The 17604-nt window shown below is 57.2% G+C and carries 14 protein-coding genes and 1 pseudogene; 9 read left to right on the top strand and 6 right to left on the bottom strand.

Going from position 1 to position 17604, the window contains the following annotated elements:
- Positions 1–12: 12 nt before the first annotated feature.
- A complete protein-coding gene (araG, locus tag FHW04_RS04665; RefSeq protein WP_031377612.1) occupies positions 13–1533 on the bottom strand; it encodes an L-arabinose ABC transporter ATP-binding protein AraG in 1521 nt (506 codons plus the stop codon).
- Between the two features lie 130 nt (positions 1534–1663).
- The gene (locus FHW04_RS04660) at positions 1664–2647 is read right to left on the bottom strand and encodes an arabinose ABC transporter substrate-binding protein (protein WP_031377611.1); all 984 of its coding nucleotides are present in this window, start codon (positions 2645–2647) and stop codon (positions 1664–1666) included.
- A 365-nt stretch (positions 2648–3012) separates the two neighbouring features.
- Between FHW04_RS04660 and FHW04_RS04655 the strand changes: the two genes are divergently transcribed.
- From FHW04_RS04655 to FHW04_RS04645, 3 genes are all read left to right on the top strand, one after another.
- The gene (locus FHW04_RS04655) at positions 3013–4710 is read left to right on the top strand and encodes a ribulokinase (RefSeq protein WP_046288340.1); all 1698 of its coding nucleotides are present in this window, start codon (positions 3013–3015) and stop codon (positions 4708–4710) included.
- Between the two features lie 147 nt (positions 4711–4857).
- Positions 4858–6357, top strand: coding sequence for an L-arabinose isomerase (gene araA / locus FHW04_RS04650; protein WP_046288341.1), 1500 nt, complete (start codon positions 4858–4860; stop codon positions 6355–6357).
- 676 nt (positions 6358–7033) lie between these two features.
- Positions 7034–7501 carry a GNAT family N-acetyltransferase gene (locus FHW04_RS04645; RefSeq protein WP_089561520.1) on the top strand — a complete coding sequence of 156 codons (468 nt, stop codon included), beginning with the start codon at positions 7034–7036 and terminating at the stop codon, positions 7499–7501.
- Between the two features lie 44 nt (positions 7502–7545).
- Here FHW04_RS04645 and yjfF read toward each other — a convergent pair whose 3' ends face one another.
- The 4 genes and pseudogenes from yjfF to ytfQ all read right to left on the bottom strand — a co-directional run bounded on the left by yjfF (position 7546) and on the right by ytfQ (position 12069).
- On the bottom strand, positions 7546–8532 hold the full coding sequence (gene yjfF / locus FHW04_RS04640) for a galactofuranose ABC transporter, permease protein YjfF (RefSeq protein ID WP_031377340.1): 987 nt from the start codon (positions 8530–8532) through the stop codon (positions 7546–7548).
- Positions 8522–9545: pseudogene (ytfT, locus tag FHW04_RS04635) on the bottom strand (galactofuranose ABC transporter, ATP-binding protein YtfT); the annotation flags it as partial. The pseudogene ytfT and the gene yjfF, both read right to left, overlap by 11 nt.
- Positions 9538–11058 carry a sugar ABC transporter ATP-binding protein gene (locus tag FHW04_RS04630; RefSeq protein WP_046288343.1) on the bottom strand — a complete coding sequence of 507 codons (1521 nt, stop codon included), beginning with the start codon at positions 11056–11058 and terminating at the stop codon, positions 9538–9540. The gene FHW04_RS04630 and the pseudogene ytfT, both read right to left, overlap by 8 nt.
- 54 nt (positions 11059–11112) lie before the next feature.
- Positions 11113–12069 (bottom strand): galactofuranose ABC transporter, galactofuranose-binding protein YtfQ, encoded by a 957-nt coding sequence (gene ytfQ / locus FHW04_RS04625; protein ID WP_031377342.1) that lies wholly within the window; start codon positions 12067–12069, stop codon positions 11113–11115.
- Positions 12070–12837: 768 nt separating this feature from the next.
- Between ytfQ and FHW04_RS04620 the strand changes: the two genes are divergently transcribed.
- From FHW04_RS04620 to rsxC, 6 genes are all read left to right on the top strand, one after another.
- Entirely contained in the window at positions 12838–13368 is a 531-nt protein-coding gene (locus FHW04_RS04620; RefSeq protein WP_089561519.1) for a cysteine hydrolase family protein, read from the top strand.
- A 375-nt stretch (positions 13369–13743) separates the two neighbouring features.
- Entirely contained in the window at positions 13744–13959 is a 216-nt protein-coding gene (gene ydgT / locus FHW04_RS04615; RefSeq protein ID WP_031377344.1) for a transcription modulator YdgT, read from the top strand.
- Positions 13960–14063: 104 nt separating this feature from the next.
- The gene (locus FHW04_RS04610) at positions 14064–14507 is read left to right on the top strand and encodes a DUF2569 domain-containing protein (protein WP_069728255.1); all 444 of its coding nucleotides are present in this window, start codon (positions 14064–14066) and stop codon (positions 14505–14507) included.
- Between the two features lie 123 nt (positions 14508–14630).
- Complete coding sequence (gene rsxA, locus FHW04_RS04605; protein ID WP_031377346.1) at positions 14631–15212, top strand: electron transport complex subunit RsxA; 582 nt, start codon at positions 14631–14633, stop codon at positions 15210–15212.
- The gene (gene rsxB, locus FHW04_RS04600; RefSeq protein ID WP_031377347.1) at positions 15212–15790 is read left to right on the top strand and encodes an electron transport complex subunit RsxB; all 579 of its coding nucleotides are present in this window, start codon (positions 15212–15214) and stop codon (positions 15788–15790) included. The genes rsxA and rsxB overlap by 1 nt, the downstream gene beginning before the upstream one ends.
- Positions 15783–17604: electron transport complex subunit RsxC (gene rsxC, locus FHW04_RS04595; RefSeq protein ID WP_179420066.1), on the top strand; the 1822-nt coding region annotated here is incomplete at its 3' end. The genes rsxB and rsxC, both read left to right, overlap by 8 nt.

Raw genomic sequence — 17604 nt, 5'->3', positions numbered from 1 at the left:
GTTGCTCTCCTGTCAGGCCACGGCGGCCGCTTGTGTGGTTTTTGGCATTGCCAGGCTCAGCGTTTGCTGCTCCGTGGCGTCGTCGTGCAGCACTTCACCGGCAATCGCCCCTTCACGCATCACCACGATGCGATCGGCAAGGCCCATCACTTCCGGCAGGTCGCTGGAGGCGAACAGTACCGCGATGCCGTCGTTGGCCAGCTGGTAAATCAGGTTATAGATTTCGTGTTTCGCCCCGACATCAATGCCGCGCGTCGGCTCATCCAGCAGGATCACCTTCATCTCTTCGGATAACCAGCGGCCGAGAATCGCCTTCTGCTGGTTACCGCCGGAGAGGTTCATGATCAGCTGTTCTGCCCCAGGCGTTTTGATGTTAAGCGAGCGGATATGGCTGTCGGCGTTGCGGCTTTCCCAGTCGTTTTTGATCAGGCAACCCGCGGTAAGGTTGTGACGCCGGGCGCTGATGTTGATGTTGTCGCGCACCGAGTGCACCGGAATGATGCCTTCAGCTTTACGATCTTCCGGACACAGCATAATGCCGGCGCGGATAGCGTCGATCGGTTCGCGCAGCGTCAGCGGTTCGCCATCCAGCAACACCCGGCCGCCGCGCAGGCGCGTGCCGCCGAACAGCCCTTTCAGCAGTTCGCTGCGTCCGGCGCCGACCAGGCCAAACAACCCAACGATCTCGCCAGCGTGGACCTTGAGCGAAATCGGCGTTCGCACCCCCTTCGCTTCCACCTGGTCCAGCTCAAGGCGCACCGCGCCTTTTTCACGCGGCGAATAACCGTAGATATCACCGAGGTTGCGGCCCACCATCGCCTGCACCAGATCGTCATGATGGGTGTTAGCCATGTCGGTAAAGGTGCGGACATAGCGGCCATCTTTGAACACCGTGATGGCGTCGCTGAGGGCAAAAATCTCTTCCATCCGGTGTGACACGTACAGCACCACCCGGCCCTCCTCACGGAGCTGACGGATGACGCGGAACAGGTTGTCGATTTCACGCGCCGACAGCGAACTGGTCGGTTCATCAAAGGCGATAATGCGCGCGTTACGCGCCAGCGCTTTGGCAATCTCCACCATCTGCCACTGACCGAGCGACAGGTACTTCAGCGGCATATCCGGGTCGATATCCATGCCGAGATTTTTCAGTTGCAGACCGGCCTCGTAGCGCATCAGCTTACGATTGACCAGGCCATGCTTGTGCGGAATCTGGCCGAGATAGATGTTCTCCGCCACGCTCATTTCCGGCACCAGGTGCAGTTCCTGGTAAATAATCGCCACCCCGGCATCCAGCGCATCGGTGGTGTGCTGGAAGTTTACCGGCTGGCCTTTGATCCGAATCTCGCCGCCGCTCGGCTGGTAGCTGCCGCTGAGAATTTTCAGCAGCGTCGATTTGCCTGCGCCGTTCTCGCCCATTAAGGCGTGGACTTCACCGCTGCGGCAGTCGAAAGAGATATCCTGCAGCGCTTTCACGCCAGGAAAGGTTTTACTGATGCCATGAAACGACAGAAATGCTGAATCAGTGTTCATGTTTATCCTCACTATTTCGCGCCGCTTGCCCGCACCGGGTGTTAATGCCCGGCGGCAGTGTGGCGGCGCGAAATACACGGGCTGACTATATCGTGACGCCGTTGTGTTCAGACACCGGCAGGAGCAGGCTTTACATCAGCCCTTTCTTCGCCAGTTCGGTTTTGAAGTTGTCGCGGGTGATTAACACCACGTCGGTGACTTCGGTGAATTTTGGTGGCTCTTCGCCTTTGCTGACCCAGTTGTAGAGCATCTGGCTGCTTTTATAGCCGTGAACATCCGGGCTCGGCAGCAGAGAACCGTAGAAGCCGGTGGCTTTATCTTTCGACAATTCGCTGATCGCATCGACGCCGTTGATGCCGATACCGATGACGTCAGCCGCTTTAAAGCCCTGTCCTTCTGTGGCACGCACGCCGCCCAGCACGGTGTTGTCGTTCATGCCGACAATCAGCCAGTGTTTAATTTCAGGGTGCTGGACCAGCAGTGAGTTACCGGCATCAAACGCGCCCGGAATATCATTTGATTTGGTCGGCACCTGATAAATCTGCGCGGCCGGGAAGCCGGCTGCTTTGATCGCGTCCATCGAGCCGCCGGTGCGACGACGCGCGGTGTCCAGCTCATTCGCTGTAATGGCCATTACGCCGGTGGTTTTCGCATCCCAGCCGCGTTTCTGCATCTCTTTGTAGAGTTCCTGACCCTGACGCTCACCAATTTTGGTGGCCGCCATCATCACCAGCGGAACGGTATCCATCGGCTTGCCTTTGGCGGTCACGAACTGATCGTCCACCGCAATCACCTTCAGACCATAGCCACGTGCTTTGGCCATGATCGCTGAGCCGAGCTTAGGATCGGGCGTACAGATGACGAAGCCTTTGGCGCCGTTAGCGGCCAGGCTGTCGATGGCGTTGAGGGTTTTCTCACCATCGGGAACGGCAATCTTAATCACGTCAAAGCCCAAATCCTTGCCGGCTTTATCGGCGAACTTCCACTCGGTCTGGAACCAGGGTTCCTCCGGTTGCTTGACTAAGAAACCGAGCTTCATGGTCTCGGCGATAGCGGATTGTGACATAACCGCTGCCAGGCCGATGGCCGCGAACGCTTTAGTGAATTTATGCATGATGCTCTCCGGTGCCAGGTTGTTTTTCACTGCTAATAACGAATCGGTGTAAACGCTACCAGTATTTTTTCATTTGTAGGTACAGCCATAAATCAGTGCGTTAGAGTGCTATGTGCTGAAAGCCTGTTCAGACGCTGGGCTAGTTTTAGCGGGATTAGCGAAGAAAAATGTAGAGCGGTATCACATCTTAAAATCACGGCAGAATGGTCCATATATTCAGCAAATTTAACCGGACGTTAACTTTTGCAATGGATCACAAAATCACTGTCGATGACAGAAAAGTGCATATTGTCAGCCAGCCATGACTAACCGTTCTGGCGCGCCGGTCACAGGATGTAGGAGTTCATTAACTACAGGAGATTCCGATGCGTGCTGGAGCCATCACCCTTGGGCTGGACTTTGGTAGTGATTCGGTGCGTGCGCTGGCCGTTGATTGTCACAGCGGCAAAGAGCTGCAGAGTGCGGTGGTCAGCTACCCGCGCTGGCAACAGGGCTTATACAGCGATCCACACACCAACCGTTTTCGTCACCATCCACAGGATTACATCGATGCGATGGAACAGGCGATGCTCGGCGTTCTGAATGCGCTCAGCGAAACGCAGCGCGCCGCCGTAGTCGGCATTGGCGTCGACACAACCGGCTCGACCCCGGCCCCCATCGATCGCGACGGTAACGTGCTGGCGCTGCGCCCCGAATTTGCCGACAACCCCAACGCCATGTTTGTGTTATGGAAAGATCACACTGCAATTGAAGAAGCGGAAGAGATCAATCAGCTATGCCACAGCGGCCGCTTTCAGGATTACAGCCGCTATATCGGCGGCATTTACTCCTCAGAATGGTTCTGGGCCAAGATTCTGCACGTATCACGCGAAGACGCGGCGGTGCGTGACGCGGCAGTCTCGTGGGTCGAACTGTGCGACTGGGTACCGGCGTTACTGAGCGGCACCACGGCACCCGACCGGCTGCGGCGTGGCCGTTGCGCCGCCGGACATAAAGCGCTGTGGCACGGCGACTGGAACGGCCTGCCCGAAGCGGACTTCCTCAATGCGCTGGACCCGCTGCTCACTCAGCAGCTCGATTCGCCGCTGTTCAGCGACACCTGGACCGCTGACCTGCCGGTCGGCACCCTCAGCCCGGAATGGGCGCAGCGGCTCGGTCTGCCGCAGACGGTCACCCTGTCCGGCGGTGCGTTTGACTGCCACATGGGCGCAGTCGGCGGCGGCGCGAAGCCGTATACCCTGGTCAAAGTGATTGGCACCTCCACCTGCGACATCCTGATTGCCGATGCTGACCAGGTTGGCGATCGCGCAATTAAAGGTATCTGCGGTCAGGTTGATGGCAGCGTGATGCCCGGTGCTGTCGGGCTGGAAGCGGGACAGTCTGCTTTTGGCGATATCTATGCCTGGTTCAGCCGCCTGTTGGGCTGGCCATTGCAACTGGCCGCTGAGCGTCATCCGGCGCTGAAACCGCAACTGGCAGAAATGCAGAAAACGCTGATTAAAGATCTGACCGAGGCGTGGGCTGCCAATCCGCAGCTCGACCACCTGCCGGTGGTGCTCGACTGGTTCAACGGCCGCCGCACCCCGAATGCCAACCAGCGCCTGAAAGGGGTCATAACCGATCTCAACCTCGGCACTGACGCACCGGCGCTGTTTGGCGGGCTGGTTGCCGCCACCGCGTTTGGTGCGCGCGCCATTATGGAGTGCTTCGAGCAGCAGCAGATCCCGGTAGAAAACATCCTGACCCTCGGCGGCATCGCGCGTAAATCGCCAGCGATTATGCAGGCCTGCTGCGACGTGATGAACCGGCCACTGGATATCGTCGCCTCTGATGAATGCTGTGCGCTGGGCGCGGCGATTTTCGCCGCCGTCGCGGCCGGCGTCTACTCCAGCGTGCCCGAGGCACAGCAGGTGATGGCCAGTCCGATTGCCGTCACCCTGCAGCCCGATCCGGCGCGCGTGGCACGCTATCAACAACTCTATCAACGCTATCAACAATGGTGCGTGACGGCTGAACCGCAATACGCCGCTCGCCCCGCTTCCGCTAAGAGCCTATCCCAGTAGGCGTAATTGTTGCAGGCAGTCTGGACACGGACAGCGCGGAACAACCGGAGCGTACACGGAGTACGTGAGGATTGTGAGCACTGCCCAGGTTCAGACTGACAAATAAAATAGCCTATTGGGGTAGGCTCAAAGTAAAGGAGTGATTTTATGGAACAGTTAAACAGCTACAGCGTGTGGTTTGTGATTGGCACGCAGCACCTCTACGGTGCGGAGACGTTACGCCAGGTAGAACAGCATGCGCGTCAGGTAGTCGAGGGATTAAATCAGGCTGGCCTGCCGCTGCAGCTGGAGCTGAAACCGCTGGTGAAATCACCGGATGAAGCGCTGACGCTGTGCCGCGACGCGAATCATGACACCCGCTGCGTTGGCATCATTACCTGGCTGCACACCTTTTCGCCGGCTAAAATGTGGATCGGCGGCCTGAGCGTGCTGAATAAACCACTGCTGCAGTTCCATACCCAGTTCAATGCTGAAATTCCGTGGGACAGCATGGACATGGACTTTATGAACCTGAACCAGACCGCACACGGCGGCCGTGAGTTTGGTTTTATCGGCGCACGGATGGGTCTGCAGCACAGCGTGGTCACCGGTCACTGGCAGGACGGTGCCAGCCAGCAGCGTCTGGGTAACTGGATGCGTGCGGCGCTGACGAAACAGGCCAGCCAGCAGCTAAAAGTGGCGCGCTTTGGCGATAACATGCGCGAAGTGGCGGTTACCGAAGGCGATAAAGTCGCGGCGCAGATTCAGTTCGGTTATGCCGTCAACGGCTGGGGCGTCGGCGATCTGGTTGAGGTGATCAATCAGGTCAGTGATGGCGACGTCAATGCGTTGATCGATGAGTACGAAAGCCTCTATCGCTTTACCGATGTGGCGGCCTCGGGCGGCGAAAAACGGCAGAACGTGCTGGATGCAGCGCGTATCGAGCTGGGCCTGAAGCGTTTCCTGGAAGCAGAAGGCTGTCAGGCATTTACCACCAACTTCCAGACGCTGCACGGTATGACGCAGTTGCCGGGACTGGCGGTGCAACGTCTGATGGGTCAGGGTTATGGCTTTGCCGGTGAAGGTGACTGGAAAACCGCGGCGCTGTTACGCATTTTCAAAGTGCTGGCGGGCGATCGCAAAGGTGGTACCTCATTTATGGAGGATTACACCTATCACTTCTCACCGGGTAACGATCTGGTGCTCGGCTCCCACATGCTGGAAGTCTGCCCGTCGATTGCCATTGAAGAGAAGCCATTAATCGATGTGCAGTTCCTCGGCATTGGTGATAAAGCCGATCCGGCCCGCATGATTTTCTCAACGCCAGCCGGGCGTGCGATTAATGCCAGCGTAATTGATATGGGCGATCGTTTCCGTCTGCTGGTTAACGTGGTAGATGCGATTGAACAGCCGAAACCGCTGCCGAAGTTGCCGGTTGCGCGCGCACTGTGGAAAGCCCAGCCGTCATTGGCGACCGCGTCCGAAGCGTGGATTCTGGGCGGCGGCGCGCACCATACGGTGTTCAGCCAGGCGCTGACTTTGGATGATATGTATCTGTACGGTGAGATGAACGACATCGAAGTGCTGGTGATTGACGAGCATACACGTTTACCTGCTTTCAAAGATGCGCTGCGCTGGAACGAAGCGTACTACCGGCTGAAACGTTAATTACGCACTGCGGCAGCGCTGTTCATTTTAATGATTAGCAGCGCGCCAGAATCAATCAAACCACCGATGCAGGCTTATGCGGCATCGGTTTTTTTTTATAAAAACGGTGCTATTTAGTCGGGATGGCGGGCGTTCCGTAACATCGCCGTCAACAGATCCCTGTAGCCCCGGCTGCCGGGATACTCGCCTCACACTGTCCACTCTCCTGCTTCTTAAAGCGATACATCAGCCCAGCCGGGACGGAAAGGCATGCCTGAAGAGCAAAGCGTCCGCGCCCGGGATGGCGCGGCCGATCCGCAGGGATGCGGGAATCCTTTGCGATCGGGCATGCCTTTCCTGGCACTGCACCCTCCGCCAACAGCGACTGTTTTATGCTATCCCCAATAAAAACTATCCGCTTCCTGCTTCTTAAAACGATGCATCAGCCCAGCCGGGAAGGAAAGGCATGCCTGAAGAGCAAAGCGTCCGCGCCGGGGATGGCGCGGCCGATCCGCAGGGATGCGGGAATCCTTTGCGATCGGGCATGCCTTTCCTGACCCTGCACCTTCATCTAACAGCGACTGTTTTAGCCGGATATAAAAACATCCTTTACTGCAATGTAACCTCTTCATGATCTTGCTCTTTAACCCACCAGCCTGTATTGCTTGATGCCTGACAAAATAAAGGTGCCCCGCACATGCTTATTGCCGAGCTGAATCAACATCCCCGCTACGCCGAACAAACCGCACAGCTGCTGCACAGTGAATGGTCACATTTTCCTGCATGGTCTCACCCGCCTGCCATTGTTGCGCGTTTAAAACAGCGCAATCAGAAACCTTCGGCAGAATTTACCCTTATTGCCACGCCGGATGGCGAAACGGTGATCGCGACCTGTAGCATCATTCGCTATGAACTGGATGACATTGCCGCGCGGGAATACTGGATTGGTGAGGTGGTCACAGATAAGAGATTCCGGGGTCAGGGCGTGGCAAAAGCGTTGATCCAACAGGCGATTGCGACAGCAATCAAACAACAAATCAGTGAACTGTGGCTCTATACGCCCGATCAGCAACGGTACTATCAGCGCTCAGGATGGCAGGCGGTGGAACAGCGGCACATAGCGGGTGAAGAGGTCACGGTGATGAAGTTGCGTCTGGCGCAGTAAAGGACGGCTCCGGCGAGCCGCCCTCTAGCGGGATACTCAGGTAGTCAGGAACTCAATCGTTTTACCGGTGCATTCTGCTGGCGATCCCAGATCACCGTCAGCAAACGTTGTAACGCGATAAAGGCAAACAGCAGGATACCAATGGCGATTTTGGTCCACCACGAGCTGAGGGTGCCGTCGAAGTTAATCCAGGTCTGGATCAGCCCCTGAATCAGCACGCCGAACAGCGTACCCAGCACCGTTCCGACCCCGCCCGACAGCAGCGTGCCGCCGATGACTACCGAAGCAATCGCATCCAGCTCCACGCCCAGTCCCGCCAGCGCATAACCGGCCGAGGTGTAGATAGAGAAGACGATACCGGCTAGCGTGGCTAAGGTGGTAGAGAGCATATAGATTTTGATGGTGGTGGCACGGGTCGAAACCCCCATCAGCTGCGCCGAGGTCAGGTTACCGCCAATCGCGTAGACCTGATTACCAAAGCGGGTACGGTGCGCCAGAATAATCCCACCCAGCACCACCACCAGCATAATCACCGCCAGCAGGCTGAGACGTCCGCCGCCTGGCACTTTCCACGCCAGGCTGGAGAGCATGGTATAGAACGGATGATCGATCGGAATCGAGTTCTCCGACACCAGATAGCTGCAGCCGCGCAGAAAGAACATGCCGGCCAGGGTGATAATAAATGCCGGGATCTTCAGCGCATCGATCAACCAGCCCATCATCGCGCCGAACAAGGCACCCAGCGCCAGAATTACCGCAAAAGCCAGCAGCGGATCGAGGTGGAAATCGCCAATCGCCCGCGCCAGGAACACCCCGGTAAAGGCGATCACCGCGCCGACCGACAGATCGATACCGCCGGATAAAATCACAAAAGTCATACCGACCGCGATAATGCCCAGAAAGGCATTATCAGTCAGGATATTGCAGATGACCCGGGTTGAGGCGAAGCCCGGAAACTGGCTCAGGCAGAACAGGTAACCCGCGACGAACACCAGCAAGGTGATCATCAACGGCAGATGGCGTTTGATCATGTCGGGCGTCTCCGTTTTAACATCGCAATAAACCGGGGTGATTGCAGTAACAGCACGCACATCACTACCACCGCTTTGACCACCTGATTCAGCTCTGGCGGGAAGCCGGAGAGCAAAATACCGGTGTTCATCGACTGAATAATCAACGCACCGATCAAAGACAGCACCAGATTGAAGCGTCCGCCCATCAGCGAAGCGCCACCGATTACCACCGCCAGAATCGCATCCAGCTCCAGCCATAATCCGGCGTTATTGGCATCCGCACCGCGAATGTCGGCAGCAACAATCAGCCCGGCTACCGCAGCGCAAACGCCGCTGATGGCGTAGGTCGACATCACCACCAGCCAGCCGGTGACGCCCGCATTGCGCGCGGCACGCAGGTTGATCCCTACCGCTTCAATAAACAGGCCGAGCGCGGTTTTGCGAGTCAGCAGCCAGACCGCCAGCGCCACCAGCAGAGTGATCCACACCGGTACCGGCAACATCAGCAGCGAACCGTTGCCAAACCAGCCAAGACTGTCACTGTCGAAGGTAACGATCTGACCCTGGGTAATCAGCTGGGCAATACCGCGCCCCGCCACCATCAGAATCAGCGTGGCGACGAACGGCTGTATACGCAGCAGCGCCACCAGCACCCCATTCCAGATACCGCAGGCCAGACCGGTAGCCAGCGTCACGGCAATGATAAACGGCACGCTGTGTCCGGCCACGGTCAGGGTCGCTGCCGTCGCGCCGGCAATCGCCATCACCGCCCCAACCGACAGATCGATACCGCCGGTGGCGATCACCAGCGTCATGCCAATTGCCAGCAGCGCCACCGGCGCAGCGCGATTGAGGATATCAATCGGACTGCCGAACAGTCGGCCATCCTGCAGATGGACAGCAAAAAAGTTATTTGCCACCAGGCTATCGATCAGCAGCACCAGCAGCAGCGCCGCGATTTGCGGCATGCCCGGTGGCAGTTTCAGCTTACGGCGTTGCGGTTTTTCAGGTGTCATAGGGGTCTCAAGCATGTTGTGCCCCTCCGTCAGCGATAGCATTGACGATCGACGCTACCGAAAGTTGCTCCAGCGGAATTTCTGCCACCTGCTTCAGATCGCGCATGATCAACACCCGATCGGCATAACCCACCAGTTCTTCAAGCTCAGAGGAGATGACCAGCAGCGCCAGTCCATCAGCACATAAGGATTCAATTAAACGAATAATCTCCGCGTGCGCGCCCACGTCAATGCCGCGCGTCGGCTCGTCGAGGATCAGAAACTGCGGTTTAGTCACCAGCCAGCGCGACAGCAGCACCTTTTGCTGGTTGCCACCCGACAGCAGCTCCACCGGTTGATCGGCGTGTGGCGTACGAATGCCCAGGCTCTTGATAAAGCGTTCGGCGATCGCCTGCTGCTCACGCTTTTTAATCGGTCGTAACCAGCCGCGCTGCGCCTGCAACGCCAGAATGATATTTTCGCGCACCGATGCCGCGCCAATAATCCCGTCGGTTTTACGATCTTCCGGACAGAACCCCATCCCCAGCTGCGAGGCGCGAGCCGGGTTAGTGATTCGCTGCACCTTGCCTTTGATTTTTGCCGTGCCGCGATCGGCGCGGCGAATACCAAACAGCACTTCTGCGGTTTCGGTACGGCCCGAGCCCAGCAGTCCTGCCAGACCGACCACTTCACCCGGCCGGACCTCCAGATTAAACGGCTCGATGGTGCCTTTTTTGCCGTAATCTTCAAACGATACCACCGGCTGATTACTGCGCAGGGTGCTGCCCTGCCGCTGCAGCGCCGTCTCCAGCAGTTCGCGCCCCAGCATCAGTTTGATCAGTTCAATTTGCGGCAGCGAGGCGGTGTCGCGGGTAGCGATAAATTGCCCGTTGCGTAATACCGTGATGCGATCGGTGATGCGGTAAACCTGGTCGAGAAAGTGGGTAACGAAAATCAGGCTCATCCCTTTGGCTTTTAACTGCGCCATCAGGGTAAACAGCATCTCCACTTCACTGGCGTCGAGGCTGGCGGTTGGTTCATCCAGAATCAGCACCTGGGCGGAGAGATCGACTGCGCGGCAGATAGCGATAATCTGCTGCATCGCCACCGAGTAGTGTCCCAGCGGGCGCGTCACGTCGAGTGAAAAACCGTAGTTGCGCATCAGCGCATCGGCATCCCGCACCATGCGCCGCCGATCGAGCATGCCGAAGCGTCGTGGCTCGCGGCCTATATAGAGGTTATCGGCTACCGACATATTCGGCAGCATGTTCACTTCCTGATAAACGGTACCAATGCCCATCTCCTGCGCCTGGGCAGTGTTGTGCGGCGTAATCGGCTTACCGTTCAGGGTGATGGTGCCGGCATCGCGGCTGTAGACCCCGGTCAGCACTTTGATCAGGGTTGACTTCCCCGCGCCGTTCTCGCCCAGCAGCGCCATGATCTCGCCCTTGCGAATATCAAACGAGACGTTGTTCAGCGCTTTAACGCCGGGAAATCCTTTGCTGACGCCGCTGATGGTTAACAGCGATGTTTCATTGTGTGTGGTCATTCTGCTAACTCCGCCTCACGTCATGAAAAACCGCCCCGCAGGGCGGTCTGCGGCTTAGTAACCCATGCCTTTTTTGCGTTCCAGTTCCCGCTGAGCGTCAGCAGGCAGGAACAGTTTCGATTCGGTTTTGATCACTTTTGGCGGCAGCGTGCCCTCTTTCTTAAATTTCTCCAGCGCATCAAAGGCCGGGCCGGCCATGTTTGGCGTCAGCTCCACGTTGGCATTGGCTTCGCCTGCCAGCATCGCTTTATAGATATCCGGTACGCCGTCAATCGAGCCGGTCAGAATATCTTTGCCGGGCTTCAGACCGGCTTCTTTAATCGCCTGGATGGCACCGATCGCCATGTCATCGTTGTGTGCGTAAACCATGCAGATGTTCTTGCCGTTGTTTTCCGCCTTAATGAAGCTTTCCATTACCTCTTTACCTTTGCTGCGGGTAAAGTCGCCGGACTGAGAGCGGATCACTTTGATGTTCGGATGACCGCTGATCGCTTCAGCAAAGCCTTTCTTACGATCGATCGCCACGCTGGCCCCGACCGTGCCCTGCAGTTCCACCACGTTACACTGTTTGTCGCCGACGGTTTTCACCAGCCAGTCGCCAATCAGCTTGCCTTCCAGCACGTTATCCGCAGTGACAACCGCCTGATACAGCGATTTGTCTTTGACTACGATGGCGCGGTCCAGCAGATAGACCGGGATTTTGGCGTCTTTGGCTTCTTCCAGCACCGGTTCCCAACCGGTCTGCACCACCGGCGCGATAAAGATGGCGTCAACGCCCTGGGCGATAAACGAGCGAACCGCTTTAATCTGGTTCTCTTGTTTTTGCTGACCATCAGCGATTTTCAGGGTGATACCGCGTTTTTTAGCTTCGCTTTTCGCCACGTTGGTTTCGGCGGAGCGCCAGCCAGATTCCGAACCCACCTGCGAGAAGCCGACCGTCATGTCCGCAGCCAGCACTGGTCCGGTCAACGCGGCGCTGACCAGCGTGGTTAGAAGTAAACGTTTCCACATAGTTTTTATTCCTCTGAAGGGCATTTGCTGTTTAGGGTAGAGAGCCCGCTTAGCCTGGACTAAAAAAGGGTGCATAATGGCGACATGCTTCACAAAATTGAGCAATTTAAAGGAGTTACGTCAACATCAACCGTTTTATAGCGCAGGCTGTTATGGATAAAACAACTGAAAGTGAAATCAGGACGGGTTAAATAATTGTAATAAACAGAATCGCTTATGCGCAGCCCCACTGAAAGCGATTACAGCCAGGCGTACAAAATGGGTTATCCGCCTGCGGGATGAACAAAAAATGGGATTTGTGATTGCCCGCACATTGCTTGCATAGTGCTAGCGTAGCGCTCGCATAGTGCCTACATAGTGCATTTTTCAGGTGACTGGCGGGCGAAACGTTTCTCTGGCGACTTCTGCGGGCGATCGGTTGACAGCGCGACGCCGTCTGACCACGACGGGCGGCCTGAGACGACGGCAGGCAATGCGCACTGCCGGGTTAAGTGCGACCCTGACCAAGCGTTTTTTTACTCCGCTGCGGCGTATTTACTGCACCATCTGTGTTAGCGTGTTGTTCATTAGTCACCACTCGTTCAGCAGTCACCACTGAAGGCAACATCATGTTTATCTCAGGTTCGATCACCACCACTACCACCCGCACCGCTTTAAGCGGCGGCGTGAGCGTATCTGTGACCGGCACCTGACAAACAGATCTTCGTTCCCCGCCCAACCGGACGGGGACCTGTTCTCCGTTCTTAACCCTCTGAATGGAGAAACAACATGAGTTCATCTGAAAGCGCATTATTAGTCATCGATATGCAACAGGGCCTGTTCAGGGGAGCTGTCACGCCTCATCACGCCGATAGGGTGTTAGCGAATATTTGCCTGCTGATTGATAAAGCGCGTCAGGCTAAGGTCCCGATCTTTTTTGCACGCCATACCGGACCCGATGATTCCCCATTCAGCGCCCGGAGCCCGTTAACCCGTCTGTTGCCGGAACTGGGCGTTGACGCGCAGGAGGGTGTTTTTATCAAAAAATCCCCCAGCTGTTTCAGAGATACGCCGCTGCTGAGCCAGTTACGAGAACAAGGGATTAAACAGCTGGTGGTGACCGGGATGAAAACCGAGTTTTGCGTCGATACCAGCTGTCGGGCAGCCGCAGATTGCGGTTTTTCAGTGGTGCTGGTTTCTGATGCCCACACCACGGTGGATAATCCCCATCTGACCGTAGAAAAAATCATTGCTCACCATAATCTGACCCTGGCCGGTCCGTTTGTTACCCTGAGCGCGGCTGCAGAGTGGCATTTTTAGTCAACATTGCGTTATTAAAATCTGCGCATTCACTCTATCTGCCGCGCCGGTCAGCCACCTGCCACGCTGCTGCCGGCAGGCCGGATGCTGGCCTTCACCACGCAGGCCAGGCAAAAACCGTCCGGACGCGGTGTGACACGCCTGGCACGTCAGCGCGGAGGGATTATTTTCTGACACGGGCGATGTTGCAGAATTCCCGGTTCAGCACCGCGGGCAGGTGGCCCTATCCGCGAATAAACCTGCAAAAATGGGCTTTTAGCGGCGTATTCCGGTCGTTTATCTGATTTTCACCTTTTTTTGATCACAGGATCTGGACAGGTTTAGCTTGCCCCCTATACTGAGCACTCCTTAGTTCCTTCTACTGTTATGGCAATGATGACTGCGTACGACTACCTGCTTAAATTTCGTAAAGTGAATAACTCAGACAGTCTGGAAAAGCTCTTCGATCACCTCAATTACTCGCTCACCGATGAGATGGATATCATCAATATGTACCGTGCTGCCGATCATCGGCGCGCCGAACTGGCGTCGGGCGGACGGTTATATGATCTTGGCTGTGTGCCTAAGACGGTGTGGCGCTACGTGGTATAACTTCCTGCTGCCTGATTTTTTTGGTTACGTTGTCCAGGCGGGCGCGCCCCATCTGGACATGCTATTCTGCTGCGCTTCGACTTCCCAAGACAGGAATTACCGCTATGAATGAACAGGTTGCTGCGCCGCGCATCGGTGGCTGGCTTTTGCTGCCGCTGGCCTGGCTGATTATGACCCTGTTAACCACTGCGCTGGTAATGGCGATGTACCTTACACCGCTGTTTAATCCGGAATGGCGCGCGACACTCTTCTCCCATGGCAGCACCCTTTTCTCTTACTGGGCCATCTCCCTGCTGACCGCCGTGGCGGTCTGGGCTTACAGCCTGTGGATTAGCTGGCTGTTCTTTAAGCGCTCACGCCGTTTACCGCGCCATTATCTGCTGTGGTTGCTGATTACCGTGCTGTTGGCGCTGAAAACCTTTGCCTTTACCCCGGTAACCGACAGCCGCGCCTTACAGACGCTGTTGCTTTCACTGGCGGCCGCAGCGGTGTTTGCCCCCTACTTCAAACGCTCAAAGCGGGTAAAAAGCACCTTTATTGAACCCTAACGCTGTGAGTTGTGTCAGGAATTTAATTCTGAGTGCGGTCTGCCCGGCCGGTTGCGGCGTAGCGGTTGAGATACGCCGCACTATCAATGATAATAAGCCGCTTTCTGGATTTCAGGCGAAAAAATGACCGATTATCTGCTTCTCTTTGTTGGTACTGTGCTGGTAAATAACTTCGTGCTGGTGAAGTTCCTTGGCCTGTGCCCGTTTATGGGCGTTTCCAAAAAACTGGAGACGGCAATCGGCATGGGCCTGGCCACCACTTTCGTGATTACGCTGGCCTCAATCTGTGCCTGGCTGGTGAATCACCTGATTCTGCTGCCGCTCGATCTGGTCTACCTGCGCACCATGGCCTATATCCTGGTGATCGCGGTGGTGGTGCAGTTCACCGAGATGGTGGTACGTAAAACCAGTCCGTCGCTCTATCGCCTGCTGGGCATTTTCCTGCCGCTGATCACCACCAACTGCGCGGTGCTGGGCGTGCCATTGCTGAGCGTCAATCTGAATCACACCTTTCTGCAGGCGGCCCTGTACGGCTTTAGCGCCTCACTTGGCTTCTCGCTGGTGATGGTGCTGTTCGCCGGCATGCGTGAACGTCTGGTGCTGGCTAACGTCCCGGCCCCGTTCAAAGGTAACTCCATTGCCCTGATCACCGCTGGCCTGATGGCGCTGGCATTTATGGGCTTTACCGGTCTGGTGAAATTCTGATGACCGCGATCTGGATAGCAGTTGCTGTATTAAGTGCGCTGAGCCTGGTGTTCGGTGCGCTGCTGGGCTACGCCTCGCGCCGCTTTGAGGTCGAAGAAGACCCAATCGTTGAGCAAATTGATGCCATTCTGCCGCAGAGTCAGTGCGGGCAGTGTGGCTATCCCGGTTGCCGCCCGTATGCCGATGCGGTGGGCAACAACGGTGAAGCCATCAACAAGTGCGCGCCAGGCGGTGAGCAGACCATGCTCAAGCTGGCAGAGCTGCTGAACGTTGAGCCGCAGCCGATTGATGGCGATGAAACCGCCAAAGCGCCGGTTCGCACCGTGGCCTTTATCGATGAAGCGAACTGCATTGGCTGCACCAAGTGTATTCAGGCCTGCCCGGTAGATGCGATTGTCGGGGCGACCCGCGCCATGCACACCGTGCTGAGCGATGTCTGCACCGGCTGCGATCTCTGTGTTGCGCCCTGCCCGACTGACTGCATCGAGATGCGGCCGGTTGAGACCACGCCTGCCAACTGGAAGTGGGATCTGAACAGCATTCCGGTGCGGGTGATTCCGGTAGAAACTCATGCTTAATTTGTTGAATTTTTTCAAAAAAGATAAGATCTGGGATTTTCAGGGCGGCATTCATCCGCCGGAAATGAAAACCCAGTCCAACGGTACCCCGCTGAGCGAACTGCCGTTGCCGCACCGTTTTATCATCCCGCTGAAACAGCACATCGGTCACGAAGGTGAAATCTGCGTGGCACCGGGCGATAAGGTGCTGCGCGGTCAGCCCCTGACCTTTGGCACCGGCCGGATGTTACCGGTGCATGCCCCGACCTCCGGCACCATCGAGGATATCGGTCAGCACATGACCGCCCATCCGTCTGGCCTGTCAGAGCTGTGCATTTTCCTGACGCCCGATGGCGAAGACCGCTGGATGCCGCTTGATCCCCTGCCCGATTACCGCCAGCATCCGCGCGCCGACATCGTGCAGCGTATTCACGATGCCGGGATTGCCGGTCTGGGCGGCGCGGGCTTCCCGACCGCCACCAAGCTTAAAGGCGGTCTGCGCGGTGTCAAAACCCTGATCATCAATGCGGCAGAGTGCGAGCCTTACATCACTGCGGATGACCGTCTGATGCAGGACTACGCGGCTGAAGTGCTGGAAGGCAGCCGGATTCTCGCCTGGGTATTACAGGCAGAACGGGTGCTGATTGGCATCGAAGATAATAAACCTGAAGCCATTGCGGCACTGAAGCAGGCGTTAGGCGGCGAGCGCGATCTGCAAATACGGGTGATCCCGACCAAATACCCCTCTGGCGGTGCTAAACAGCTGACCCGCATCCTGACCGGGATGGAGGTTCCGCACGGCGGACGCTCGACCGATATTGGTGTGCTGATGCAGAACGTCGGTACCGCCTGGGCAGTTAAGCGCGCGATTATCAATGGTGAACCGATTACAGAACGCGTCGTGACGCTGACCGGCGAGGCGATCGCCCAGCCGCGCAACGTCTGGAGCCGTCTCGGCACGCCTATCAGCCATCTGCTGCATCAGGTCGGGTTCCGTCCTGGCCCGCGCCAGATGGTGATCATGGGCGGTCCCCTGATGGGCTTTACCCTGCCGTCGCTGGACGTGCCGGTGGTGAAGATCACCAACTGTATTCTGGCCCCGTCCAGCAGCGAAATGGGTAACAACGACGAAGAGCAGTCCTGCATTCGCTGTTCTGCCTGCGCTGATGCCTGCCCGGCTAAACTGCTGCCACAGCAGCTTTACTGGTACAGCCAGGGCGGCGACCACGATAAGGCGCGCGCGCATCACATTGATGATTGCATTGAGTGCGGTGCCTGCGCCTATGTCTGCCCGAGCAATATTCCGCTGGTGCAGTATTACCGGCAGGAAAAAGCTGAGCTGCGCGCCATCGATCTGGAAGCGAAACGTACCCTCGAAGCCAAAGCGCGCTTTGAAGCGCGCCAGGCCCGGCTGGAACGTGAGAAGCAGGCGCGTGAAGCGCGACATGAAGAGGCGAAACAGCGCGTTGCCCGCAGTGACAACGGCGAGCTGGCGGCAGCGAAAGCGCGGGCCACCGCCCGTCGTGCCGAACCTGATGAAGCCGCTGCTGAAGCGCAGCGTGAAGCCCGTCATGCGCAGGCGCGTCTGCGTCAGGCCGAGGCTCAGGCAGAAACTCAGGCGCTGAGTCGTCAGACTACCGATCCGCGTAAAGCGGCGGTTGAGGCGGCGATTGCCCGCGCCAAAGCGAAGAAAATGACGCCAGCCGGGGCCGGGAGCGAGGCCAGTGAAGAGGCGGCAGTCGATCCGCGTAAAGCGGCGGTTGAAGCGGCTGTTGCCCGTGCGAAGGCGAAGAAAGCCGCCCAGGCGGAAAGCGCGCAGCCGGTAACGGACGCTG

It is taken from the genome of Pantoea sp. AN62, assembly GCF_050432985.1.
GTDB classification, from domain to species: domain Bacteria; phylum Pseudomonadota; class Gammaproteobacteria; order Enterobacterales; family Enterobacteriaceae; genus Pantoea; species Pantoea brenneri.
This window is presented reverse-complemented; position numbering and strand designations above follow the sequence as displayed.